The following is a 24342-nucleotide window of genomic DNA, read 5'->3' as shown; positions in this document are numbered from 1 at the left end:
CCCCTGTGGCCATCGGCTGACGAAGGGGACCGAGACGTGCCGTCGATGCTCGATGCGGTCGTGGTGGGTGCGGGGCCCAACGGACTGACCGCTGCCGTGGAGCTGGCCCGCCGCGGCTTCTCCGTCGCCCTGTTCGAGGCGAGGTCCACCGTCGGCGGCGGCGCCCGTACCGAGGAGCTGACCCTCCCCGGCTTCCGGCACGACCCGTGCTCGGCCGCCCACCCCCTCGGCGTCAGCTCGCCGGCGTTCCGCGCCCTCCCCCTGGAGCGCTACGGCCTTCGCTGGCTGAACTCCGAGCTGCCGATGGCGCACCCCTTCCCCGACGGCAGCGCGGCCGTGCTGTCCCGCTCGGTGGCCGAGACGGCCGCCTCCTTCGGACCGCGCGACGCCGGCGCGTACCGCAGACTGGTCGAGCCGTTCCTCCCCCATTGGGACACCCTCGTACGGGACTTCATGTCCCTGCCCCTGACCGCGCTGCCGCGTGACCCCGTCACCCTCGCCCGCTTCGGCCTGGCCGGGCTCCCGCCGTCCACGTGGCTGATGCGCCGCTTCAAGGACGAGCGGGCCAAGGCCCTCTTCGCGGGTCTCGTCGCGCATGTGATGTCACCGCTCGACGGCCTGGCCACCGGCGCGATCGGCCTGGTCTTCGCGCTGGCGGCGCACGCCCGCGGCTGGCCGGTGCCGCGCGGCGGCTCCCAGGCGATCTCCGACGCCCTCGCCGGATACCTGGCCGACCTCGGCGGCGCGGTGCACACCGACTACGAGGTCAAGCGCCTGGACGACCTGCCGCCCGCGCGCGCGTACGTCTTCGACACCTCGCCCACCGCGCTCGCCCGCATCGCCGGCTTCGGCGACCTCTACGCGCGCTACCGCTACGGCGCCGGCGCCTTCAAGATCGACTACGCGCTGGACGGACCGGTGCCCTGGACCGCGCCCGAGGCCCGCGTCGCCACCACCGTCCAGCTCGGCCCGAGCAAGGCGGACATCGGCACCGCCCTGCGGGCCGCCTCCCGCGAGGGCCGCGCCCCCGACCGGCCGTTCCTGATCACCGTGCAGCCGAGCATCGTCGACCCCACCCGCGCGCCCGAGGGCAAACAGGTCTTCTGGGCGTACGGCCATGTGCCGAACGGCTGGTCCGGCGACCTCACCGACGCCCTGGAACGCCAACTGGAGCGCTTCGCCCCCGGTTTCCGCGACCGCGTGCTCGCCCGCGCCACCGCCGGCCCCGCCGAGCTGGCCGCGCACAACGCCAACTACGTCGGCGGGGACATCGCCTGCGGCGCGGCCTCCGGACTTCAGCTGCTCCTGCGCCCCAGACTGTCCCTGTTCCCCTACCACACGCCCCATCCGGCCGTCTTCATCTGCTCCTCGGCCACCCCGCCGGGACCCGGTGTGCACGGCATGTCGGGGCACAACGCGGCCAAAGCCGTATGGCGGAGACTGAGACGGACGACATGACCCTCATCACCCTCGTCCAGGGCGACATCACCCGGCAGAGCGCCGACGCGATCGTCAACGCCGCCAACTCCTCGCTGCTCGGCGGCGGCGGGGTGGACGGCGCCATCCACCGCCGCGGCGGCCCCGCCGTCCTGGAGGAGTGCCGCGCCCTGCGCGCCTCCCGGTACGGCAAGGGCCTGCCCACGGGCCGGGCGGTCGCCACCACGGCGGGCGCCCTCGACGCCCGCTGGGTCATCCACACCGTGGGCCCGGTGTACAGCGCCGGCGAGGACCGCTCGGAGCTGCTCGCCTCCTGCTACCGGGAGTCGCTTCACGTAGCCGACGAGTTGGGTGCCAGGACGGTTGCGTTCCCGGCGATCTCCACCGGCGTGTACAGGTGGCCGATGGAGGATGCGGCCCGAATCGCAGTGGAGACGGTACGGAACACGGCCACAGCGGTCGAAGAGGTCCGGTTCGTCCTTTTCGACGATCGAGGGTACGAGGCGTTCGCCCGGCAACTCGGCTGACTGAGCCGAGGTGCCATTGCGCCTGAGCCCCGCACGGGCGGGCTTGGCAAGGCCGGCGCCTCAACAGGGGCACCGGCCTTCAATCACGCTTCTATGTCCCGTCAACCCCCGTATTCGCCGAAGCGGCGCTGTTGAGACGGCGATAGAGGCGTCGGGAAGGGCGCGGTGGAGACGCCTGTCGCCGCCGCGGTTGAGCCGGTGGCGACTGGTGTTGCCCGACGAGGCGGGGATGGGATTCACTCCGGCGAGGGCGGCAAGCGCGGCCTCGTCGCGAACACGCCTGGGTGGGACCGGGCGACCAGGACGGTGGCGGCGGTGACGGGGCCGATCCCGGTTTCGTCGAGGAGGTCCGCGGCAGGACTGGCGTGGACGAGCTGCCCTATCCGGTTCATGTTGTCCGTGATCTCGGCGTCAAGGGCGAGGATCCTCCTGGCGAGCCGGACGGCCTCGGTGCGGGCTGTCGTGGTGGCGAGGTCCTCCTCACGGGGGCGCCGGTGGGCGATGTCGCCGACCTGCCTGGCGCCGAGGGGTCGTCGGGCGTCGATGCCGAGGTCGGCGATGCGCACGAGGGCGGTCAAGGCGTTCACGGCCCTGGTTCGCTCGCCGGTGAGTTCGTCCCGGGCGGTGAGAAGGATCTGGGCTGCCGCCCGGATCCCCTCGTCCATCCGCGGGGTGCGCAGCTGTTCTTCGGGAAGCGGAAGCACGGCTGCGGCTGTGCGCCGGGCGTCGATCGGGTCGGACTTGCCGATTCCGCGGCGGTCGGCGCGGCCCGTTCTGGCGGCTTCCACCACCCGGTAGCCGAGACGTGCAGTCTGCCGGGCGATCGGGGCCCGTAGCTGCCCATACCCTCGATGACCCACAGGGCACCGAGGTCCCCACCGGCGCGGCGTCCGGCCCAGCTGATCGCACGAGCCCTGCCGGCGGGGGTGCTGGGGAATACCTCCGTGCCCAGGTGCTCACCGCTGGCGGCGAGAACCGTGACATCATCGGCCGAGGTCAGGACCCCACCCGTACGAGGAGCGCGATGAAGCCCGGTGTCAGCGTCATGCCGGCGGTCGGTTCCGCTCTGCTGGACGACTTCTCGTTGGAGATGACCGGCAAGGACGTGTCCCGGCTGGAGGAGGCCCGCGACAGCATTCCGCCGGGTACGCGGATCAACATCACCTTCCTCGCCGGTGAGGACCTCGGCATGCGGCGCGCGGCCGCCCGCGCGGTCAAGCGGCTCGGCTTCGTCCCCGTGCCGCACGTCTCCGCCCGCCGCCTGCCCTCCCGCGACGCCCTCGACGCGTTCCTGTCCGCCCTCGCCGAGGACGGCACCGCCGACAACGTCTTCGTCGTCGGCGGCGACCCCGCCCGCCCCGAGGGCCCCTACGAGGACTCCCTCGCCGTCCTGCGCACCGGCCTGCTCCAGCGCCACGGCGTCCGGCACGTGGGCATCAGCGGCTACCCCGAGGGCCACCCCGCGATAGCCGACGGCACGCTCTGGTCGGCGCTCACCGACAAGGCCGGGGTCATCGGGGCGCAGCGCTTCGACGGTGACGTCATCACCCAGTTCGGCTTCGACGTCGAGCCGGTCCTCACCTGGCTGGAGGCCACCCGCGCCCGGGGCGTCCACCTCCCCGTCCGCATCGGCGTGCCCGGCCCGGCCGGGGTGCGCCGGCTGCTCGGCTACGCCACCCGGTTCGGCGTCGCGACGAGCGCCTCCGTCGCCCGCAAGTACGGTTTCTCGCTGACCAACCTCATGGGCACGACCGGTCCCGACCGCTTCCTGCACACCCTCGCCCGGCGCTACGACCCCGAGCGGCACGGCACGGTCAAGGTGCACTTCTACACCTTCGGCGGACTGCGCCACACCGCCGAGTGGATCGCCGCCTTCCGGCACGGCGTGGGCACGAGCACCGACACCCCCTAGGTGCTGGACGGGGACCCGCCCCGCCCCACGCCGGGGAACGCTGGTGTCGGATTTCCGCCAGCGGCAGCCGGTGCCCGTGGTCGATCCTTGAAGCATGCAGACAGCGACGCACCTCGACCGGGAACACTGCGTACGCGCCGTGCAGTCCAAGGACGCGCGATTCGACGGATGGTTCTTCACCGCCGTCCTGACCACCCGGATCTACTGCCGGCCCAGCTGCCCCGTCGTCCCGCCCAAGCCGGAGAACATGACGTTCTACCCGAGCGCGGCCGCCTGCCAGCAGGCGGGTTTCCGGGCCTGCAAGCGCTGCCGCCCCGACACCAGCCCCGGCTCCCCGGAGTGGAACCAGCGCGCCGACCTGGTCGCCCGGGCCATGCGGCTGATCGCCGACGGCGTAGTGGACCGCGAGGGCGTGCCCGGACTCGCCGCCCGGCTCGGCTACAGCACCCGCCAGGTCGAGCGCCAGCTCCTCGCCGAACTGGGCGCCGGCCCCCTCGCGCTCGCCCGCGCCCAGCGCGCCCAGACCGCGCGGCTGCTCATCGAGACCAGCGCGCTGCCCATGGCGGAGATCGCCTTCGCGGCCGGCTTCTCCTCCATCCGCACCTTCAACGGCACCGTCCGCGAGGTCTTCGCCCTCTCCCCGAGCGAGCTGCGCGCGAAGGCCCCCCGCAGCGGTCCGGCGAGCACCCCGGGCACGCTCACTCTCCGGCTGCCGTTCCGCGCCCCGCTCAACCCCGACAACCTCTTCGGCCACCTCGCCGCCACCGCCGTACCCGGCGTCGAGGAATGGCGCGACGGCAGCTACCGGCGCACGCTGCGCCTGCCGTACGGCCACGGGATCGTCTCCCTCGCCCCGCGCCCCGACCACATCGCCTGCCGGCTCACCCTCGGCGACCTGCGCGACCTGACCGTGGCGATCAGCCGCTGCCGGCGCATGCTCGACCTGGACGCCGATCCGGTCGCCGTCGACGACCGGTTGCGCGCCGACCCGTTCCTCGCACCCCTGGTCGACAAGGCACCGGGCCGCCGGGTGCCGCGCACGGTCGACGAGGCGGAGTTCGCGGTCCGTGCCGTCCTCGGCCAGCAGGTGTCCACGGCCGCCGCCCGCACCCACGCGGCCCGTCTGGTCACCGCGCACGGCAAGCCCTTGGACGACCCCGAGGGCGGCCTCACCCACCTCTTCCCGTCCCCCGAGGCCCTCGCCGGCGCGGACCCCGACACGCTGGCCATGCCCCGCACCCGGCGTACGACCTTCACCACCCTCGTCCGCCAACTCGCCGACGGCACCCTGCACCTGGGCGTCGAGTCCGACTGGTCCGAGGCCCGCGCCCGGCTCCTCGCCCTGCCCGGCTTCGGCCCCTGGACGGTCGACGTCATCGCCATGCGCGCCCTGGGCGACCCCGACGCCTTCCTCCCCACCGACCTCGGAATCCGCCGCGCCGCGGCCGAGTCGGGGCTGCCGGCCACCCCCGCCGCCCTCACCGCCCGCGCCGAGACCTGGCGGCCCTGGCGGGCGTACGCGGTGCAGTACCTGTGGGCGACCGACCGCCACCCGATCAACTTCCTTCCCGTCTGAGCCCGTACACGTACAAGGACCGGCGACACATGAAACAGCACACCGTCATCCCCAGCCCCTACGGCCCCCTCACGCTCGTCGCCGAGGACGGCGCGCTGTGCGGCCTGTACATGGCCGGGCAGCGCCACCGCCCGCCGGAGGAGTCCCTCGGCGGCCCCGGCAGCCTCGGCGACGCCCCCTTCACGGCGGCAGAGGAGCAGCTGTCGGCCTACTTCGCGGGCGAGTTGACCGAGTTCTCCCTCGAACTGCGCCTGGCCGGAACGCCGTTCCAGCGCAGCGTCTGGGACCAGCTCACCCGCATCCCGTACGGCGAGACGCGCTCCTACGGCGAACTCGCCGACGCCCTCGGCAATCCCCGGGCCTCCCGCGCGGTCGGCCTCGCCAACGGCAGGAACCCGATCGGCATCATCGTGCCCTGCCACCGGGTCATCGGCGCGAGCGGAGACCTCACCGGCTACGGCGGCGGCCTGGACCGCAAGCGCCGTCTGCTGGACTTCGAAACCAGGACACGCTGATTCGAATCCAGCTGTCCCGCCCCCTCTCGCCCGCCGAAGCACCGAGATGTACCAGGTCGGAGCCTTGCCTGAAGGCACCGGGGCGACCGGTGCTTCGGCCTCGGCCTTCTCGAACCGGGGCAACACCGAGGTATGGGTATCGGCGGTCAGGGAGTACCCGCTGTGGCCGGGGAGGGCTTGGATCCGCCCGGCGGCCTCGAACGCGGCGACGTCGGCCTTGAACGGTCAACTTGGTCGGCTCAGGCGGCCCTGACGCCTCGAACACCGCGTCGACGGCATCAGTGGCCGGCTGTGCGCACACCACCGCTGCCGGAGCGCCGAACTGCTGTGGCGGGCCTGCCGGATGTGGAGAACCCGGCTTGCCTGTCGTGGCATCCTGGGATCCGGCCCGGCGCCAACCGGGCCCACCGGACATCTCGGTCTGAGACCGCACCGACCGCCCCGCTCCTCCACAAAGACGGGGCGGTCGCGCGTCCGACATCCATCCTGATGCGAGACGCGGTGCGCCCCTCGATCCGCCGAGGGGCGCACCTGCCATTAGAACGCGCTGTTGTTGCAGCCCATGGTCGAGCCGAGGCTGCTGGCCTGGGCGCCCGGGTTGCCCTCGCCGTTGAGCGCGTTGCCCAGCGCGCCGTTGATCAGTCCGACCTCGCCGAGGACGTCGGCGTTCAGGTCGTGCGACCTGCATTTGGAACTCTGCTGGATGTTGAAGCCGTCGCCGTGGCCGCCGCCCTCGCCGCCGGCGTGGGCGGTACCAGCGGCCATGATTCCCACGCTGCCGAGGGCGGCGACCAGGACGGCAACCTTGCGAAGCTTGTGCATGTCGTCTCCGTGAAAGTGAATGGATGCGATCTGTGATAGACCGACTTATTTCACTTACAGGACATTAATGCGAAGTATCGCAAATCAGGCATTGGCGCGCCGGTTGCATAGGCATCGCGGGCACCCCGCCCCACGCTAGGCCACCCGCATTCAGTCGAGGATCCCCGACTCCGAATCCGACCGGCAGCGGGTTGGTGCGGGGTGCGTTTCCGTTGAGGAACGCGAAGATGGCCCGAAGCGGCCAGCGAGGCACCGACGACGACGATGCGGCCCGTGCGCCGCAGGACCTCGGTGTCCGCGTCAGCCGGCATGGGGCTCCACCTGCTTCGCCCGCCGCGTCGGCTCGTCGGAGTAGTCGACGAGGACGGCCTGGACCGGGCAGGCGGCGGCGGCCTTCTCCACCCGGTCACGCTGTGCCTCGTCGAAGCGGGGGAGAACAGCAGCGCCTCGTTCCCGTGCAGGGAGAAGACGTCCGGGGCGAGGAACACACACGGCGCGAATCCCTGGCAGCGGTTGAGATCGACGACGAGCCTCATCCGGGACCCGCTCTCTGCCCGGCCGCGGTTGCCCGCAGGCTCCGCAACCCCTGCGTTCGGTCCACACGATCGGTCGGCATGCCTCTTTTTGAGCATCGACTCCGCCGGACCGGCCGCAAACCGGGAACGAGGCCCGAGAAGCCGCCGCTAGGCCACCCGGTGGCCGTTCTCCAGTTCCGCGGTGCCGGAGCCGTCCGCGAGGACGTCCAGGCAGACCAGCACGCGGCGGCCGAGCGCGCCGGGCAGGTGGTCGGTGATCTCCTCGCGCGCCACCAGGCGCCAGGACAGCAGTTCCTCCTCCTGGAGCCGGACGGACCTCAGGTCGGAGTCCGTGAGGACACCGCCGTCGTACAGGTAGGCCACCAGCGGCGGGCGGGCCTCGCCGCGCACCCAGTCCACGGCCAGCAGCCGGCCCGGCGCCCGGTCGAGACCGATCTCCTCCAGCGTCTCGCGGCGCGCGCCCTCGCGCGGGCCCTCGCCGTCGTCGGACTCGATCGTGCCGCCCGGAAGCGCCCAGCCCTCGCGGTAGTTGGGCTCGACGAGCAGCACCCGCCCCTCGGCGTCCCGGAAGAGCACGGCGGCACCGGCGAGGACGCGCGGCAGGCTCGCGATGTACGTGGCGAAGTCATCAGTCGTGGTCATTGCGGCAGCCTAACCAGCCGCCGCACGGCTACGGCGCGGCCGTCGCCAGGCGCAGGGTGCGTTCCGCCAGCGCACTGATCCGTGCGCCGTCGAAGCCGGACACCGCGCTCCGTACCGTGTCCCGCAGCGGCTCCGTCCACGGGGCGGGGATACCGGCGGCGCCGGTGCGGACCCCGGCCACCGAGCCGGCGGTCGCCCCGTTGGAGTCGGTGTCCAGGCCGCCGCGCACCGTCAGGGCGACGGTCCGGGTGAAGTCGTCGTCGCCGTACAGCAGTCCTGCGGTCAGCACGGCGGCGTTCGGGACGGTGTGGATCCAGCCGAGCCCGGCGGTCTCCTCGGACAGCGTGGCCAGGGTCTCCTGCCAGGACAGCCCGGACTCGTGCAGGGCCGTGACCCGCCGTACGGTCCGGGCGAGCCGGCTGCTCGCCGGGATCACGCCGAGCCCGTCCTCCACCGCGTCCCGCACGCTCGGCGCGGTGAACGCCGCCGCGATCAGCGCGGCGGCCCACATCGCGCCGTACACCCCGTTGCCGGTGTGCGACAGCACCGCGTCCCGGCGGGCCAGCCCGGCGGCGCGGACCGGGTCGCCGGGGCAGACCCAGCCGTGGATGTCGGCGCGGATCAGCGCCCCGATCCACTCCTGGTAGGGGTTGTGGTACGTCGCCGTCAGCGGCGGCCTGAGCCCCGCGACGAGGTTGCGGTACGCGGCCCGCTCCGCGGTGAAGGTCTGCAGATACGGCAGCCTGAGCAGCCACAGGCCGCCGACCTGCTCGGTGCTGAAGCCGAAGCCGTGGGTCTCCAGCAGGTCCAGGCCGAGGAGCGTGTAGTCCACGTCGTCGTCGCGGCAGCTGCCCGCGATGCCCCCGCGCACGCAGGCCCGCCACTCCGGGCGCAGCACCGCCCGGTCGGCCGGGTCGACGGGCTCGGGCAGATAGCCGGTGAGCGGCAGCGCCCCGGCCCGGCGCAGGTAGCGGTCGATGCGGTCGCGGGTCCACACCTCGCCCTGTTCGACCGGTTTGCCGAGCATGTTGCCCGCGATCCGGCCGAGCCAGCCGCCGTGGATGCGGTCGGCGAGGTCCGGCCCGGTGCGCTGCGGGGCGGAGGCGGGCTGGAGGGTCATGGGTGGGGTGTACCCGTTTTTCCCAGGGCGCTCCCGGTTTCCCCAGGGCGCCCCCAGCCGCTTCCCAGCTTTCGGTCGGGGCATGACGGCGGGGGCTGCTTGCGGTTATGGTCGCAGCGGCGCGACTGGCCCTGACGTGCGCGGGGCCCGGAGAGCAAGGGGAAAGCAAGGTGGCGGACGCAAGCGTGGACGAGCCCTGTCGGGTGCTCGTCGCCGCGGACAAGTTCAAGGGCTCGCTGACGGCCGTGCAGGTCGCCGAGCGGGTGACGGCCGGGCTGCGCCGGGTCGTGCCGGACGTCGAGGTCGAGGCGCTGCCCGTGGCCGACGGCGGCGACGGCACCGTGGACGCGGCGGTCGCGGCCGGTTTCGAGCGGCGCGAGGTGCGGGTCGCCGGGCCGCTGGGCGAGGAGGTGACGGCCGCGTACGCGCTGCGCGGCACGACCGCGGTCGTGGAGATGGCGGAGGCCAGCGGCCTCCAGCGGCTCCCGGCCGGTGTCTTCGCGCCCCTGACCGCCTCGACGTACGGCTCCGGAGAGCTGCTGCGGGCCGCGCTGGGCGCCGGCGCGCGGACGATCGTGTTCGGTGTCGGCGGCAGTGCCACGACGGACGGCGGTGCCGGGATGCTGTCGGCGCTGGGCGCCCGGTTCCTGGACGAGGACGGCGAGCCGGTGCCCCCGGGCGGCGGCGGCCTCGCCGACCTGGCCCGCGCCGACCTGTCCGGCCTGGACCCCCGCCTCTCCTCGGTCGAACTGGTACTGGCGAGCGATGTCGACAATCCGCTGACCGGGCCGAAGGGCGCACCGGCCGTCTACGGCCCGCAGAAGGGCGCCTCGCCGGACGACGTGGACACCCTGGACGGGGCGCTCGCGCACTACGCGAAGGTGCTGGAGGCGACCGTGGGGCCGCGGGCCGCCGAGTACGCCGCGGCGCCGGGCGCGGGCGCCGCGGGCGGTATCGGCTACGGCGCCCTCCTCCTGGGCGCCCGCTTCCGCCCCGGCATCGAGGTCATGCTCGACGTCCTCGGCTTCGCGCCCGCGCTGGAGCGGGCCTCGCTGGTGATCACCGGCGAGGGGTCGCTGGACGAGCAGACGCTGCACGGAAAGGCACCGGCGGGGGTCGCCTCGGCGGCGCGGGCCGCGGGCAGGCCCGTGGTCGCGGTGTGCGGACGGCTGGCTCTGCCTCAGGAGGCGCTGCTGCGGGCGGGGATCGAGCGGGCGTACCCCCTCACCTCGGTGGAGCCCGACGTCACGAAGTGCATGGCGGACGCCGGGCCGATCCTTGAGGACGTGGCAGAGCGGATCGCGGGAGACTGGCTGGTCTGAGCGGGAGCCGGACAGCGGGCGGGCGGCGCGCCCGCCCGGCGGTTATTGCAGGGGCGTGAGCTCGCCGTCCGCGTCCCGCAGGTAGCTCCCGGTCGTGAGACCTTCCACCTTGCCGTCGTCCAACCACTGCCGTGACATGTGGTGCAGGAACGTGGCCGGGCGTTCCCAGGCCATCATGTGTCCGGCGTTCGTGTAGCAGAACATGAGCTTCTGCGGCCCGGCGATGGCGTCGTAGAGGTCCGGGACGGAGAAGTGCGCGACCGGGGGCAGCGTGGCCGCGTTGTTGGCCTGCTTGTCCAGGGCGCCGTAGACGATGAGCACGGGCACCCGGCCGCCGAGCACGGGGGTGCCCGTGGCGTCCGTCAGCGGTGCGGTCTGGTCGTTCCAGCCCCACCAGTAGGTGTTCCGGAAGCGCAGCACGCCCGCGGGCGGGCCGTACGGCACCGCGGGCGGTCCCCACTTCAGGCCGGTCTCGTCGGTGGCGATCATCGTCTCCCACACCTGGTCGTCCATGCCCGGCTCCCGCTGCTCGGGGCTGCCCTGCTCGATGTCCCACGAGTGCGCGAAGCCGGACTTGCTGTTGACGTTCAGCGGGAAGCCGAAGAGGACGGCCGGCTGGGACACCGGCAGGGACACCGGCAGCCCCTGTGGGTCGAGCGGGCGGCCGAAGGGGTTGTCGGGCTGTGTGGACCAGCGGCCCCGGGGCGGGAAGATCGGGGCCAGCAGGGTGAGGCGGGCGACGTTCTCCGGGTGCTGGATGGTGTAGGGCCCCATCACGAACGCGGCCGCGGACCAGCCGATGAACTCGATCGGCTTGTCCCGGTCGGGGGACAGACCCCGGATCATCCGGACCACGGCGTCCAGCTCCGCCCACTCGCTCTCGGAGTTGCCCAGCTGGTGAGGGTAGAGAGGGGCACATACCTGCGGCAGCGGGTTGGGGACCAGCACCGGCAGTTGCTGGGCCGGGTTGGCGTTGCACGGATCGCTCATCACGTCCGGCCGCGTGGACTCCCCGTTGCCCTGGAGGTCCATGATGAACACGTCGTAGCCCGCTTTGGCGAGGTACTGCGCCCAGCTGTACCGGTCCTCGGCGCCGCCGTCGCCGAAGCCGTGGGGCAGCACGAGGTCGTAGGCCGCGGCCGCCGGTGCGCTCCTGCCGTGGAGCATCAGCACCGGCCTGTGGTCCTGGGTGGGTGGGGTGCCGTCGTACTCCCGCACGAACAGGGTCACCTCCGCGCCGGCGTTCGCCGGAATGGTGGACTGGTACGAGATGCTGCGGTCTGTGATGTTGATCTTGGTCATGGTCGGATCCTGTCCGAGATGGCGAGAGGGGACCCCCTGGGTCGTGGCACATGCCAACGGCAAACCCCCTCCATCCACCGTCCTCTCCCGTGCGGACTGTCGCAACTCGGCGGAAAACAACCGTAATTGACTGCTCAACGGGCAATCGGGCACAGCTCTTGAACGCGAAACGGGTGTGGCCCGAGCCGCAGGGGCTCGGGCCACACCCGGGGTGCCGGTGAGGAGGATCAGGGCAGCTGCGCCGCCCGCGCCTCGCGGCGGTTGTCGCGGAAGTTGTTCACTCGGCGGGCCGTGGCGAACAGCGGGATCACCGCGCCCATGACCAGCTGGAGCGCGCAGCCCGTCTGGAGCAGCAGCTGCCCGCTGGGCGCGTCGAAGGCCCAGGCGGCCAGCAGGCCCATGTTCAGCACGATCCAGGACAGCATGGCCCCGGCCAGGCGGCCCCGCGGCTTCGGGTACTCCACGCGGCTCACCATCAGCCACGCGGTGCCGAGGATGGCCAGGAGCGTGGCCACGAAGGGCAGCTCCAGGAGCACGATCGAGACGACCGTCAGCGCCCCGAACGGGCTGGGCATGCCCTGGAACATGCCGTCCTTCATCGTCACGCAGGAGAACCGGGCGAGTCTGAGCACGACCGCCAGCAGCACCACGATCGCGCCCAGCGCCGCCATCCGCTGGTGCGCGTCGTCGGCGACCATGCCGTAGACGAGGACGAAGTACGCGGGCGCGAGCCCGAAGCTGATCAGGTCGGAGAGGTTGTCCAGCTCCGCGCCCATCGGGGACGAGCGCAGCTTCCTGGCCACCAGTCCGTCGAACAGGTCGAAGACGGCCGCGCAGAGCATCAGGATGACGGCCGTGGCCGCGCTGTGCCGCGCCATGCCCGCGGACTCGTCCTTGCCCGTCAGGTGCGGGATCAGGATGCCGGTGGTGGTGAAGTACACCGCCATGAAGCCGCACGTGGCGTTGCCCAGCGTGAGGGTGTCCGCTATCGACAGACGGAGAGAGAGGGGCATCTCCTCCTCTTCGTCCGCCTCGTCGGCCTCGGGCACCCAGCCCGCCTGGGTCTCCGGATCAATCACGGTCAATGCGAGTCACCCCAGCCACGGTCTTCTGTCCGACCTCGACCGCGACCTCCACGCCCTCGGGCAGGTAGAGGTCGACACGCGAGCCGAAGCGGATCAGACCGATTCGGTCGCCCTGCTCGACCTTCGTGCCCTCGGGGAGGTAGGGCACGATGCGGCGGGCCACCGCGCCGGCGATCTGGATCATCTCGATGTCGCCGAGTTCGGTGTCGAAATGCCAGACTACGCGCTCGTTGTTCTCGCTCTCCTTGTTGAAGGCCGGAACAAAGCCGCCGGGGACGTGCTCGACGGACGTCACCGTGCCCGCGAGGGGCGCGCGGTTGACGTGGACGTTCAGCGGGCTCATGAAGATCGCGACGCGGGTGCGCCCGTCCTTCCACGGCATGATGCTCTGCACCACACCGTCGGCGGGCGAGATGACCCGGCCCCGGGCGATCTCGCGCTCGGGGTCGCGGAAGAACCACAGCATGCCCGCCGCGAGCGCGGTGGCGGGCACGGCGACGGCCTTGGCGGCGCCCGAGCGGCGGGCGCGGGCCAGGCTGAGGGCTGCGGTGGCGACGGTCGGGAGGAGCCACGGCGATGCTCCGCGCGCGAGGCGTACGCCGGCCAGGCTGTCTCGATGTGCAGAGGTTTGGCTGTGGGGCATGGATGACCTTCGTAGCGGATGATGCCGCGCGGTATGACGGGGGACGGCGGCTTTCCCGGGATCGTACCGGTCGCGGGCCGCAACTGGGCAAGCCAGGAAGCCGAGTCGGCGGCCGAAGAACAGCTGAACACCGAGTACGGGGTGTGATCTTCTTCTCGAAGAAAACACCCCTTACCCGGACAATCAGCCCTGGAATCGATACTCTTCGAGCAACCTGCGACCGATGATCATTTTCTGGATTTCGGCGGTACCTTCACCGATGAGCAGCATCGGCGCCTCGCGGTACAGACGCTCGATCTCGTACTCCTTCGAGAAGCCGTAGCCGCCGTGGATGCGGAAGGCGTCCTCGACGACCTCCTTGCAGTACTCGGAGGCCAGGTACTTCGCCATCCCGGCTTCCAGGTCGTTGCGCTCCCCGGAGTCCTTCTTGCGGGCAGCGTTGACCATCATCGCATGGGCGGCCTCGACCTTGGTCGCCATCTCGGCCAGTTTGAACTGGATCGCCTGGTGCTGGGCGATGGGCTTGCCGAAGGTGTGCCGCTGCTGGGCGTAGCTCACCCCCAGCTCGAAGGCGCGCTGGGCGACGCCGCAGCCGCGGGCGGCCACGTTCACCCGGCCGACCTCGACGCCGTCCATCATCTGGTAGAAACCGCGGCCGGTGACGCCGCCGAGCACCCGGTCGGCCGGCAGCCGCAGGCCGTCCATGATCAGCTCGGTGGTGTCGACGCCCTTGTAGCCCATCTTGTCGATCTTGCCGGGGATGGTGAGGCCCGGACGGACCTCGCCGAAGCCCGGCTCCTTCTCGACCAGGAAGGTCGTCATCGACTTGTGCGGGGCCGTGCCCTCCGGGTGGCCTTCGTCACTGCGGACGAGAACGGCCACGAGCGAGGACGTGCCGCCGTTCGTCAGCCACATCTTCTGGCCGTTCAGGACGTACTCGTCGCCGTCCCTGACCGCCTTCGACGTGATCGCCGACACGTCGGAGCCCAGGCCCGGCTCCGACATCGAGAAGGCGCCGCGGATGTCGCCGGCGGCCATGCGGGGCAGGAAGTGGTCCTTCTGCTCCTGCGTGCCGTGCTGCTTGAGCATGTACGCGACGATGAAGTGGGTGTTGATGATGCCGGAGACGGACATCCAGCCACGGGCGATCTCCTCGACGCACAGCGCGTACGTCAGGAGGGACTCGCCCAGGCCGCCGTACTCCTCGGGGATCATCAGACCGAACAGGCCGAGTTCCCTCAGCCCGTCGACGATCGCTTGCGGGTACTCGTCGCGGTGCTCCAGCTCGGTCGCGACAGGAATGATCTCCTTGTCGACAAAGTCCCGGACGGTGGAGAGGATCTCCTGCTGGACGTCGGTCAGACCGGCGGTCTGGGCGAGACGGGCCATGGCCTACTTCTCCTGCTGCTTGAGTTCGGGGCGGCCGGGCTGCTCGCCGCCGCGCTCCTTGATGTACGTCTCGGTCGGCACCATGACCTTGCGGCGGAAGGTGCACACGAGCGTGCCGTCCTGCTTGTAGCCCTTGGTCTCGACGTAGACGATCCCGCGGTCGTTCTTCGACTTCGAGGGCCACTTGTCGAGCACGGTCGTCTCGCCGTAGAGCGTGTCGCCGTGGAAGGTCGGCGCCACGTGTTTGAGCGACTCGATCTCCAGGTTGGCGATCGCCTTGCCGGAGATGTCCGGCACGCTCATGCCGAGCAGCAGCGAGTAGATGTAGTTCCCGACCACCACGTTCTTGCCGAAGTCCGTCGTCTTCTCGGCGTAGTTGGTGTCCATGTGGAGCGGGTGGTGGTTCATGGTGAGGAGACAGAACAGGTGGTCGTCGTACTCCGTGACCGTCTTTCCGGGCCAGTGCTTGTACGTCGCCCCGACCTCGAACTCCTCGTAGGTGCGTCCGAACTGCATCGCGCTCAGGCCTCCGGGATCTCGAACTTCGACGTGCGCTGCATACCGGCGGCCCGGCCCTTGCCGGAGACGACCAGGGCCATCTTGCGGCTGGCCTCGTCGATCATCTCGTCGCCGAGCATCGCGGAGCCCTTCTTGCCGCCCGCCTCGGACGTGTAGTAGTCGTACGCGTCCAGGATCAGCTCGGCGTGGTCGTAGTCCTCCTGGGAGGGCGAGAAGATCTCGTTGGACGCCTCGACCTGGCCGGGGTGCAGCACCCACTTGCCGTCGAAGCCGAGCGCGGCGGCCCGCTGGGCGACCTCGCGGTAGCCGTCGATGTTGCGGATCTGCAGGTAGGGGCCGTCGATCGCCTGGAGGTTGTTGGCGCGGGCCGCCATCAGGATCTTCATCAGGATGTAGTGGTAGGCGTCCGCCGGGTAGCCGGGCGGCTGCTCGCCCACGACGAGGGACTTCATGTTGATGGAGGCCATGAAGTCGGCCGGGCCGAAGATGATCGTCTCGACGCGCGGGGAGGCCTGCGCGATGGCGTTGACGTTGTTCAGGCCCTGCGCGTTCTCGATCTGCGCCTCGATGCCGATCTTGCCGACCTCGAAGCCCATGGTCTTCTCGATCTGGGTCAGCAGCAGGTCCAGGGCGACGACCTGCTCGGCCGTCTGCACCTTCGGCAGCATGATGCAGTCGAGGTTCTGGCCGGCGCCCTCGACCACCGTCACGACGTCGCGGTACGTCCACTCGGTCGTCCAGTCGTTGACGCGCACGACGCGCGTCTTGCCCGTCCAGTCGCCCTCGTTGAGGAACTTGACGATGGTGTGCCGCGCCTCGGGCTTGGCGAGCGGCGCGCACGCGTCCTCCAGGTCCAGGAAGACCTGGTCCGCCGGGAGGCCCTGGGCCTTCTCCAGGAAGCGGGGGTTCGAGCCCGGTACGGCCAGGCAGGAGCGCCGCGGGCGAAGGCGGTTGACAGGGGTCGTCATGCGGGGACCTCCAGGGGGTCGAGCTTGTTCGCTTTCCGGATCTCGTCGACGATGGCGCCGATGATTCCGGTGATGTCGAAGTCCTTCGGGGTGAAGACGGCGGCTACTCCGGCGGCCCTGAGCTGCTCGGCATCACCATTCGGGATGATGCCACCGGCGATCACCGGTATATCTGTGGCACCGGCCACACGCAGCCGCTGGAGCACGTCCGGGACGAGCTGGGCGTGCGAGCCGGACAGGATCGACAGGCCCACCGCGTGCACGTCCTCGGCCAGGGCCGCGTCCACGATCTGCTCCGGGGTGAGCCGGATGCCCTGGTAGACCACCTCGAAGCCGGCGTCACGGGCGCGCACCGCGATCTGCTCGGCGCCGTTGGAGTGACCGTCCAGGCCGGGCTTGCCGACCAGGAAGCGCAGCTTGCCCACCCCGAGGTCGCGGGCGGTGGCGTCGACCCGGGCGCGCACGTCGGCGAGCGCGGAGCCGGCCTCGACGGGGACCGCGACCGGCGCCGAGGAGACCCCGGTGGGCGCCCGGAACTCGCCGAACACCTCACGCAGGGCGCCCGCCCACTCGCCGGTCGTGACACCGGCGCGGGCGCACTCCAGCGTGGCCTCCATCAGGTTCTCGGTGCCCTTGGCGGCCTCCTTCAGCCGCTCCAGCGCCTTGCACGGGCGCGGGTGGTTGAAGGGCGGCTGGTAGCGCGTGTCGCGCCAGTGCTGGAGCGCGGCGATGACGCGGGCCTCGACCGCCGGGTCGACCGTCTGGATCACGGTGTCCAGGTCGGCCGTCAGCGGGTTCGGCTCGGTGCCCTCGAAGGCGTTGACACCGATGATCTTCTCCTCGCCGGACTCGATCCGGGCCCTGCGCTCGGCGTGCGAGGAGACCAGCTGCGACTTCAGGTAGCCGGACTCGACGGCGGCCATCGCGCCGCCCATCTCCTGGATCCGGCCGATCTCCGCGAAGGCGTCGGTGACCAGCTGGTCCACCTTCGCCTCGATCACCTTCGAGCCCTCGAAGATGTCCTCGTACTCCAGCAGGTCGCTCTCGTAGGCGAGCACCTGCTGGATGCGCAGGCTCCACTGCTGGTCCCAGGGCCGGGGCAGGCCCAGCGCCTCGTTCCAGGCGGGGAGCTGTACGGCACGCGCGCGTGCGTCCTTGGACAGCGTCACGGCCAGCATCTCCAGCACGATCCGCTGGACGTTGTTCTCCGGCTGCGCCTCGGTCAGGCCGAGCGAGTTGACCTGGACGCCGTAGCGGAAGCGGCGCTGCTTGGGGCTCTCGATGCCGTACCGCTCGCGCGTGACCTGGTCCCAGATGCGGCCGAACGCCCGCATCTTGCACATCTCCTCGACGAAGCGGACGCCCGCGTTGACGAAGAAGGAGATCCGGGCGACCACGTCGCCCATGCGCTCCGGCGGCACCTGGCCGGAGTCGCGCACGGCGTCGAGGACCGCGATGGCGGTGGACATCGCGTACGCGATCTCCTGCACCGGCGTGGCGCCGGCCTCCTGCAGGTGGTAGCTGCAGATGTTGATCGGGTTCCACTTGGGGATGTGGGACACCGTGTACGCGATCATGTCCGTCGTCAGCCGGAGCGAGGGCCCCGGCGGGAAGACGTGCGTCCCCCGGGACAGGTACTCCTTGACGATGTCGTTCTGGGTCGTGCCCTGGAGCCTGGTGATGTCCGCGCCCTGCTCCTCGGCGACGACCTGGTAGAGCGCCAGCAGCCACATGGCGGTCGCGTTGATCGTCATCGAGGTGTTCATCTGCTCCAGGGGGATGTCCTGGAACAGCCGGCGCATGTCACCGAGGTGCGAGACGGGCACGCCGACCCGGCCGACCTCGCCGCGGGCGAGGATGTGGTCCGGGTCGTAGCCGGTCTGCGTCGGCAGGTCGAACGCCACCGACAGGCCGGTCTGGCCCTTGGCGAGGTTGCGCCGGTACAACTCGTTGGACGCCTCGGCCGTGGAGTGGCCGGCGTACGTGCGCATGAGCCACGGCCGGTCCTTCTCCCGCTTGCCGTCGGCGGGCTGACGCTCTGTCATCTATGACCCCGGGTGTCCTCGTGTCCTCAGATGTTGCGGAAGCGGTTGATGGCGTCGATGTGCTGGGCGCGCATCTCCTCGTCGCGCACCCCGAGGCCCTCCTCGGGTGCGAGGCACAGGACGCCGACCTTGCCCTGGTGCAGGTTGCGGTGGACGTCGTAGGCGGCCTGCCCGGTCTCCTGAAGCGCGTACACCTTCGACAGGGTCGGGTGGATCTTGCCCTTGGCGATGAGGCGGTTGGCCTCCCAGGCCTCGCGGTAGTTGGCGAAGTGGGAGCCGATGATGCGCTTGAGGGACATCCACAGGTAGCGGTTGTCGTACTCGTGGTTGTACCCGGAGGTCGAGGCGCAGGTGACGATCGTGCCGCCCTTGCGGGTGACGAAGACGGAGGCGCCGAAGGTCTCGCGGCCGGGGTGCTCGAAGACGATGTCGACGTCCTCGCCGCCGGTCAGTTCACGGATGCGCTTGCCGAACCGCTTCCACTCGCGCGGGTCCTGGGTGTTCTCGTCCTTCCAGAACCGGTAGCCCTCGGCGCTGCGGTCGATGATCAGCTCGGCGCCCATCTTCCGGCAGATCTCGGCCTTCTGGGGCGAGGAGACGACACAGATCGGGGTGGCGCCGCCGGCGAGCGCGAACTGCGTGGCGTACGAGCCGAGTCCGCCGCTGGCGCCCCAGATGAGCACGTTGTCGCCCTGCTTCATCTGGGCGCCGTTGCGGGAGACCAGCTGGCGGTAGGCGGTGGAGTTGACCAGGCCCGGGGCCGCCGCCTCCTCCCAGCTCAGGTGTCCCGGCTTCGGCATCAGCTGGTTGGACTTGACGAGCGCGATCTCGGCGAGGCCGCCGAAGTTGGTCTCGAAGCCCCAGATGCGCTGCTCGGGGTCGAGCATCGTGTCGTTGTGCCCGTCGCTCGACTCCAGCTCGACGGACAGGCAGTGCGCGACGACCTCGTCACCGGGCTTCCAGGCGTTGACGCCCGGGCCGGTGCGCAGGACGACGCCCGCGAGGTCGGAGCCGATGACGTGGTACGGCAGGTCGTGCCGCTTGGTGAGCTCGCTGACCTTGCCGTAGCGCTCCAGGAACCCGAACGTGGACAGCGGCTCGAAGATCGAGGTCCACACCGAGTTGTAGTTGACCGAGGAGGCCATGACGGCCACCAGGGCCTCGCCCGGGCCGAGTTCGGGCACGGGCACCTCGTCGAGGTGGATCGACTTGCGCGGGTCCTTGTCGCGGGTCGAGAGCCCCGCGAACATCTCCGTCTCGTCCTTGTGCACGGTGATCGCGCGGTACGACTCGGGGAGCGGCAGGGCGGCGAAGTCGGCGGACGTGGCGTCCTTCGACTGGATCGCGTCCAGGATGTCCTTCATGGTCACGGTGTTGCCTCCGGCGGTGAACGCCCCTGAGGGAGGGGGCGCTGAGGGTTCGTCGGTGCTGCTGAGGGTTTTCGGTGCTGAGAGTGCCGTCGGTTCGGCGCAGTGGTGTTTCGGCAGCGCTTTGTGGCGCGGGAGGTTGCCTGTGACGCAGGCGTCCGGCGCACGAGCTGGTGGGCTCGCCGGGACAGGCCGGACACCTTCAACGTATGACACCGCGTGTCAGGTGGCAAGGCACTGAGTGCCAGAACAAGCCCTCAGATGAAATCTTTACGTAACAAATGAGCGATGATCGATCGAACGCGTCCGGAATTCTGCTCAAAAACGGGCCCTGACATGGCAAAACGGCCACCCCGAGGGGTGGCCGTCATCACAGCCGGGAGACGGGAGGAGAGGCGCTCAGCGCTCCTTGAGTGCCTGCTCGATGGTCCGCATGACCTCCTCCAGCGGGGCGTCCGTCCGGGCCACCGTCACCAGGACCTCCCCCTGTACCGACGACGTGGCCGGGGCGGCGGGCGTACGCGGTGCCGGGCCGCGGCCCGCGCCGATCCCCGTGCCGAACGTCTTGCGCACGATCGCGAAGGCGTGGTCGAGCTGCGTCTCCACGTCCCCCTGCCCGCCTGCCCGCAGCCAGCGCCGCAGGACGTGGTTGTGGGCGGTGACGACGGCGGAGGCGGCGACCTCGGCCAGCAGCGGGTCGTCGCCCACGTCGTCGGCGTGCGCGTGCTCGTCGAAGTGGCCGAGCAGGTAGCGCGTGAACAGGCGCTCGTAACGGGCCACCGAGGCGATCTCGGCCTCGCGCAGGGTGGGCACCTCGCGGGTGAGCTTGTAGCGGGCGACCGAGATGGCCGGCTGCGCCGCGTACATCTTCATGACTTCCTTGATGCCGCGGCACACGGTGTCGAGCGGGTGCTCGTGCGCCGGGGCGGCGTTGAGGACCGCCTCGGCGCGGACCAGCGTGTCGTCGTGGTCCGGGAAGATCGCCTCTTCCTTGGAGCGGAAGTGGCGGAAGAAGGTGCGGCGGGCCACCCCGGCGGCGGCCGCGATCTCGTCGACCGTGGTCGCCTCGTACCCCTTGGTCGCGAACAGCTCCATGGCTGCGGCCGCCAGCTCCCGGCGCATCTTGAGCCGCTGGGCGGCGGCGCGACTGCCTGCGGCACTTTCCGGCGCGTCGGGCGTAGCTGGTGTACGTGAGGACTTGGCGGGCTGGGACATGCCCCGAACGTACTGCATGTGCGCAGCTCTTTGCGCAGGTGTGGGGGTTTCCCCACCCGGGACGGGCGGGGGACCGCCTGCCCGGGCGGGGAGGAGACGCGCGGCGGGATCGAGCAGCCCGCCCCAGTCCGTCTCCGCGTGGGACCGGTCGCCGACGCCGTCAGCGGCGGGCATACTCGCGAAAGCCGCGGCCGGTCTTGCGGCCGAGGCAGCCCGCCGCCACCAGATGCTCCAGCAGCGGGGCCGGGGCGAGGCCCGGGTCGCGGAACTCGCGGTGCAGGACCTTCTCGATGGCCAGCGAGACGTCCAGCCCGACCACGTCCAGCAGCTCGAAGGGGCCCATCGGGTAGCCGCCGCCGAGCTTCATCGCGGCGTCGATGTCGTCGAGGGACGCGTAGTGCTCCTCGACCATCTTGATCGCGTTGTTCAGGTACGGGAACAGCAGCGCGTTCACGATGAAACCGGCCCGGTCGCCGCAGTCCACCGCGTGCTTCCTGATCTTCGCGCAGACCTCGCGGACGGTGGCGTGGACGTCGTCGGCCGTGAGCACGGTCCGCACGACCTCGACCAGCTTCATCGCGGGCGCCGGGTTGAAGAAGTGCATGCCGATGACGTCCTGCGGGCGCGAGGTGGCGCGGGCGCAGGCGACGACGGGCAGCGAGGAGGTGGTGGTGGCGAGGACCGCGCCCGGCTTGCAGACCTTGTCCAGCGTCCGGAACAGCTCCCGCTTGACCTCCAGGTCCTCGGCGATCGCCTCGACGGCCAGGTCGACGCCGGCGAAGGCGTCGTAGGACCCGGCCGGGGTGATCAGGTCCAGGACCTGGGCCGCTGCCTCGGCGGTCAGCCGGCCCTTGTCGACCGAGCGGGACAGCGACGTGCCGATCCGGGCCTTGGCGGCCTGGGCCTTCTCCGCGCTGCGGGCGGCCAGCACGACCTCGTAGCCCGCCTTGGCGAACACCTCGGCGATGCCGGAGGCCATGGTGCCCGAGCCGGCGACGCCGACCGAGCGGACGGTGCGGCCGGCGGTCCCGGCGTCCCCGTCCGCCGGGGTCAGGGCGTCCGGGACGACCGTGGCGCTGCCCGGCGCCTCGTAGCTGTAGAAGCCGCGCCCGGACTTGCGGCCGGTCAGGCCCGCCTCGCTGAACTGCTTCAGGATCGGCGCGGGGGCGTGCAGCCGGTCACGGGACTCGGCGTACATGGCCTCCAGGACCGTGCGCGCGGTGTCGATGCCGATCAGGTCCAGCAGGGCGAGCGGGCCCATCGGCAGGCCGCAGCCGAGCCGCATGGCCGCGTCGATGTCCTCGCGGGAGGCGTAGCGGGCCTCGTACATCGCGGCGGCCTGGTTGAGGTAGCCGAACAGCAGGCCGTCGGCGACGAAGCCGGGGCGGTCGCCGACCGCGACGGGCTCCTTGCCGAGCTCCATGGCGAGGTCGGTGACGGCGGCGACGGCGCTCGGCGCGGTCAGCACCGAGGAGACCACCTCGACCAGCTTCATCGCGGGCGCCGGGTTGAAGAAGTGCAGGCCCAGCACCCGCTCCGGGTGCGCGGAGTCGGCGGCGAGCCGGGTCACGGACAGGGCGTTGGTGCCGGTGGCGAGGATCGTGTCGGGGCGGACGACGCCGTCCAGCTCGCGGAAGATCCGGTGCTTGACCTCGTACGACTCCGGGGCCACCTCGATGACGAGGTCGGCGTCGGCCGCCGCCGCGAGGTCGGTGCCGGTGCGCAGCCGGCCGAGGGCGTCGGCGCGCTCCTGCTCGGTGAGCCGGCCGCGCTCCACGGCGCGGGCGGTGGAGGTCTCCAGGGTCGCGACGCAGCGCGCGGCCTGTGCCTCGCTGACGTCGATGCCGATCACCTCGCGGCCGGCCTTCACGAGGACCTCGGTGATGCCGGTGCCCATGGTGCCGAGACCGACGACGGCGATCGTCTTCGGTGTGGCGGCGGTGCCGGACTGGGGGGACAGGGGAGTGGCCATCGCGGGACTCCAGAAAAGAGGGTGACGACGAGGAGCGCGCCGGGTGCGCCGAAGACGCACCACGGGGCGTGAGGAATGCGGGTGTTGCCGGGCTGCGAGCGCACACGCCCGGTGGTGCCGGTGCCACGGGCGCGCACAACGCCCGTCCGAACGGCGGGAATCCGACCGGCCCTGTCCCGGAGCCCGGCCGTACATCGGTACTGACGTACCGAACCGACTACGCGTGCGGCGGCTGCGTCACCAAACCGTCGCCAGCGGAAGATGCGAGTGGGTAACTCGCTCGTCTGAGCTTAACCGGCGGGTAACGAGCGCGCCAGAGGGGTGCTCGCATCGGACTGTGTGATGTAGCTCCCCCTGCGGCCGTCACCCGCCTACGCTGGACTTCGTGGACGAAGAGTTGCGATCGCTCACGGAGCGCTTACGGCAGGAGTCGCGCGGCTCGGCGGCGTTCGACCGGCTGCTGGCGACGCAGGACGACGACGAACTCGCGGAGGTGCTCACCGCCCCGGGACAGCCGCTGTGGGCCAGGGAACTGGCCGCGTTCCGCCTCGGGTGCGCGGGCGACCGGCGCGCCTTCGAGTCGCTGGTCCTGCTCCTCAACCACCGTGACCCCCCGCGCTGCGCCTCCGCCGCGCACGCCCTGGCCCGCCTCGGCGATCCGCGCACCGCCCGCGCCGCCGCCGCCCTCGCCACCAACGAACTGCGCGTCGCCTATGCCCTGCACCCGGTGCGCCTGCTGGCCGCGCTGCGCGCCCCGGAGTCCGTGCCCGCGCTCATCACCACCCTGGAGCGCCGGCTGCGCCCGCACGACCCCTACCGCAGGGTCGCCCTCGCGTGCGTGGAGGGCCTCGGCACCCTCGGCGATCCCCGCGCCCGCCGGGTCCTGAACGAGGCGCTGGCCCACCCGGCCCTCGCGGAGGCGGCCGTGCACGCCCTGGCGCGCATCCCCCAGCAGAAGGAGGCGAGGTGACACCGGGTCAGCGGCCACCCGGGGCGCTCACCCGGCCACCACCGCGAGCGCCTCGATCTCCATCAGGAACTCCGGCGCGACCAGCCCCGCCACCCGGACCGCGGAGGACGCGGGCAGCCGGTCGTCGGGTATGTGGGCGGCGCGGGCCGCACGGATCGCCGGCAGATGGGCCGTGTCCGTCACGAAGTAGGTCAGCTTGACGACGTGCTCGAAACCGGCGCCCGCGGCGGCCAGGCACCGCCGCAGGTTCTCGAACACCTGCCGGGCCTGCGCCGCGGCGTCGCCCGCGCCGACCAACTCCCCCTTCTCGTCCAGGGGAAGCTGACCGGACACGGCGACGAGCCGCCCGCTCGCGGTGACCACATGGCTGTACTGGGCGGCGGGCGCGACGCCCTCGGGGGCGGGAATGCGGATCGGTTCGCTCATGGGTCCCATGGTGACCCACGGCACTGACAACG

At 71.3% G+C, this 24342-nt stretch carries 23 protein-coding genes and 1 pseudogene; 7 read left to right on the top strand and 17 right to left on the bottom strand.

All coding sequences use genetic code 11. The features are described from left to right. The first annotated feature begins 36 nt into the window (after positions 1-36). Complete coding sequence (locus tag ACZ4MF_RS30530; protein WP_467495133.1) at positions 37-1458, top strand: phytoene desaturase family protein; 1422 nt, start codon at positions 37-39, stop codon at positions 1456-1458. Then, positions 1455-1964 carry an O-acetyl-ADP-ribose deacetylase gene (locus tag ACZ4MF_RS30525; protein WP_467495315.1) on the top strand — a complete coding sequence of 170 codons (510 nt, stop codon included), beginning with the start codon at positions 1455-1457 and terminating at the stop codon, positions 1962-1964. The genes ACZ4MF_RS30530 and ACZ4MF_RS30525 overlap by 4 nt, the downstream gene beginning before the upstream one ends. 60 nt (positions 1965-2024) lie before the next feature. On the opposite strand, the gene ACZ4MF_RS30520 is transcribed toward ACZ4MF_RS30525, so the two are convergent. Beyond that, positions 2025-2204: a transposase gene (locus ACZ4MF_RS30520; protein WP_467495131.1), complete on the bottom strand. Its 180-nt coding sequence runs from the start codon at positions 2202-2204 to the stop codon at positions 2025-2027. Next, positions 2201-2752, bottom strand: a complete 552-nt coding sequence (locus ACZ4MF_RS30515) for a transposase (RefSeq protein WP_467495130.1) — start codon at positions 2750-2752, stop codon at positions 2201-2203. The genes ACZ4MF_RS30520 and ACZ4MF_RS30515 overlap by 4 nt, the downstream gene beginning before the upstream one ends. Before the next feature lie 236 nt (positions 2753-2988). Here ACZ4MF_RS30515 and ACZ4MF_RS30510 point away from each other — a divergent pair, with 236 nt between their 5' ends. The 3 genes from ACZ4MF_RS30510 to ACZ4MF_RS30500 all read left to right on the top strand — a co-directional run bounded on the left by ACZ4MF_RS30510 (position 2989) and on the right by ACZ4MF_RS30500 (position 5967). Beyond that, positions 2989-3876: a methylenetetrahydrofolate reductase gene (locus tag ACZ4MF_RS30510; RefSeq protein WP_467495128.1), complete on the top strand. Its 888-nt coding sequence runs from the start codon at positions 2989-2991 to the stop codon at positions 3874-3876. 94 nt (positions 3877-3970) lie between these two features. Beyond that, positions 3971-5452 (top strand): AlkA N-terminal domain-containing protein, encoded by a 1482-nt coding sequence (locus ACZ4MF_RS30505; RefSeq protein WP_467495126.1) that lies wholly within the window; start codon positions 3971-3973, stop codon positions 5450-5452. Between the two features lie 29 nt (positions 5453-5481). Further along, positions 5482-5967, top strand: coding sequence for a methylated-DNA--[protein]-cysteine S-methyltransferase (locus tag ACZ4MF_RS30500; RefSeq protein WP_467495124.1), 486 nt, complete (start codon positions 5482-5484; stop codon positions 5965-5967). Positions 5968-6504: 537 nt separating this feature from the next. On the opposite strand, the gene ACZ4MF_RS30495 is transcribed toward ACZ4MF_RS30500, so the two are convergent. The 4 genes and pseudogenes from ACZ4MF_RS30495 to ACZ4MF_RS30480 form a co-directional block, all read right to left on the bottom strand. After that, on the bottom strand, positions 6505-6789 hold the full coding sequence (locus ACZ4MF_RS30495) for a hypothetical protein (RefSeq protein WP_467495122.1): 285 nt from the start codon (positions 6787-6789) through the stop codon (positions 6505-6507). Between the two features lie 300 nt (positions 6790-7089). After that, positions 7090-7325: pseudogene (locus ACZ4MF_RS30490) on the bottom strand (ferredoxin). A gap of 147 nt (positions 7326-7472) precedes the next feature. Next, a complete protein-coding gene (locus tag ACZ4MF_RS30485) occupies positions 7473-7967 on the bottom strand; it encodes an NUDIX domain-containing protein (RefSeq protein ID WP_467495120.1) in 495 nt (164 codons plus the stop codon). Positions 7968-7995: 28 nt separating this feature from the next. Then, positions 7996-9087: an ADP-ribosylglycohydrolase family protein gene (locus ACZ4MF_RS30480; protein ID WP_467495118.1), complete on the bottom strand. Its 1092-nt coding sequence runs from the start codon at positions 9085-9087 to the stop codon at positions 7996-7998. A gap of 203 nt (positions 9088-9290) precedes the next feature. On the opposite strand from ACZ4MF_RS30480, the gene ACZ4MF_RS30475 reads away from it, so the two are divergent. After that, the gene (locus ACZ4MF_RS30475) at positions 9291-10409 is read left to right on the top strand and encodes a glycerate kinase (RefSeq protein ID WP_467495313.1); all 1119 of its coding nucleotides are present in this window, start codon (positions 9291-9293) and stop codon (positions 10407-10409) included. Between the two features lie 42 nt (positions 10410-10451). On the opposite strand, the gene ACZ4MF_RS30470 is transcribed toward ACZ4MF_RS30475, so the two are convergent. The 10 genes from ACZ4MF_RS30470 to ACZ4MF_RS30425 form a co-directional block, all read right to left on the bottom strand. Further along, positions 10452-11711 carry an alpha/beta fold hydrolase gene (locus tag ACZ4MF_RS30470; RefSeq protein WP_467495116.1) on the bottom strand — a complete coding sequence of 420 codons (1260 nt, stop codon included), beginning with the start codon at positions 11709-11711 and terminating at the stop codon, positions 10452-10454. A gap of 227 nt (positions 11712-11938) precedes the next feature. Continuing rightward, positions 11939-12760 (bottom strand): CDP-diacylglycerol--serine O-phosphatidyltransferase, encoded by an 822-nt coding sequence (gene pssA, locus ACZ4MF_RS30465; RefSeq protein ID WP_467495311.1) that lies wholly within the window; start codon positions 12758-12760, stop codon positions 11939-11941. Between the two features lie 22 nt (positions 12761-12782). Beyond that, entirely contained in the window at positions 12783-13439 is a 657-nt protein-coding gene (locus ACZ4MF_RS30460; RefSeq protein ID WP_071384624.1) for a phosphatidylserine decarboxylase, read from the bottom strand. A 183-nt stretch (positions 13440-13622) separates the two neighbouring features. Beyond that, entirely contained in the window at positions 13623-14828 is a 1206-nt protein-coding gene (locus ACZ4MF_RS30455; protein WP_467495114.1) for an acyl-CoA dehydrogenase family protein, read from the bottom strand. Positions 14829-14831: 3 nt separating this feature from the next. Continuing rightward, the gene (locus tag ACZ4MF_RS30450; protein ID WP_467495112.1) at positions 14832-15344 is read right to left on the bottom strand and encodes a MaoC family dehydratase; all 513 of its coding nucleotides are present in this window, start codon (positions 15342-15344) and stop codon (positions 14832-14834) included. Between the two features lie 5 nt (positions 15345-15349). Beyond that, a complete protein-coding gene (locus tag ACZ4MF_RS30445) occupies positions 15350-16315 on the bottom strand; it encodes an HpcH/HpaI aldolase/citrate lyase family protein (RefSeq protein ID WP_467495110.1) in 966 nt (321 codons plus the stop codon). Next, positions 16312-18360 (bottom strand): protein meaA, encoded by a 2049-nt coding sequence (locus tag ACZ4MF_RS30440; RefSeq protein ID WP_467495108.1) that lies wholly within the window; start codon positions 18358-18360, stop codon positions 16312-16314. Before ACZ4MF_RS30440 ends, ACZ4MF_RS30445 begins: the two co-directional genes overlap by 4 nt. Before the next feature lie 26 nt (positions 18361-18386). Further along, positions 18387-19724: a crotonyl-CoA carboxylase/reductase gene (gene ccrA / locus ACZ4MF_RS30435; RefSeq protein WP_467495309.1), complete on the bottom strand. Its 1338-nt coding sequence runs from the start codon at positions 19722-19724 to the stop codon at positions 18387-18389. A 402-nt stretch (positions 19725-20126) separates the two neighbouring features. Beyond that, on the bottom strand, positions 20127-20942 hold the full coding sequence (locus ACZ4MF_RS30430; protein ID WP_356025421.1) for a TetR family transcriptional regulator: 816 nt from the start codon (positions 20940-20942) through the stop codon (positions 20127-20129). Between the two features lie 160 nt (positions 20943-21102). Then, on the bottom strand, positions 21103-22914 hold the full coding sequence (locus ACZ4MF_RS30425; protein ID WP_467495107.1) for a 3-hydroxyacyl-CoA dehydrogenase family protein: 1812 nt from the start codon (positions 22912-22914) through the stop codon (positions 21103-21105). Positions 22915-23299: 385 nt separating this feature from the next. On the opposite strand from ACZ4MF_RS30425, the gene ACZ4MF_RS30420 reads away from it, so the two are divergent. Further along, the gene (locus ACZ4MF_RS30420; RefSeq protein ID WP_467495105.1) at positions 23300-23884 is read left to right on the top strand and encodes an adenylosuccinate lyase; all 585 of its coding nucleotides are present in this window, start codon (positions 23300-23302) and stop codon (positions 23882-23884) included. A 27-nt stretch (positions 23885-23911) separates the two neighbouring features. On the opposite strand, the gene ACZ4MF_RS30415 is transcribed toward ACZ4MF_RS30420, so the two are convergent. Continuing rightward, a complete protein-coding gene (locus ACZ4MF_RS30415; protein ID WP_467495103.1) occupies positions 23912-24310 on the bottom strand; it encodes a RidA family protein in 399 nt (132 codons plus the stop codon). Positions 24311-24342 lie beyond the last annotated feature (32 nt).

Source organism: Streptomyces sp. NPDC025793, from assembly GCF_055558375.1.
Note: the sequence above shows the minus strand (reverse complement) of the source record. Positions and strands in the feature narration are given on the sequence as shown.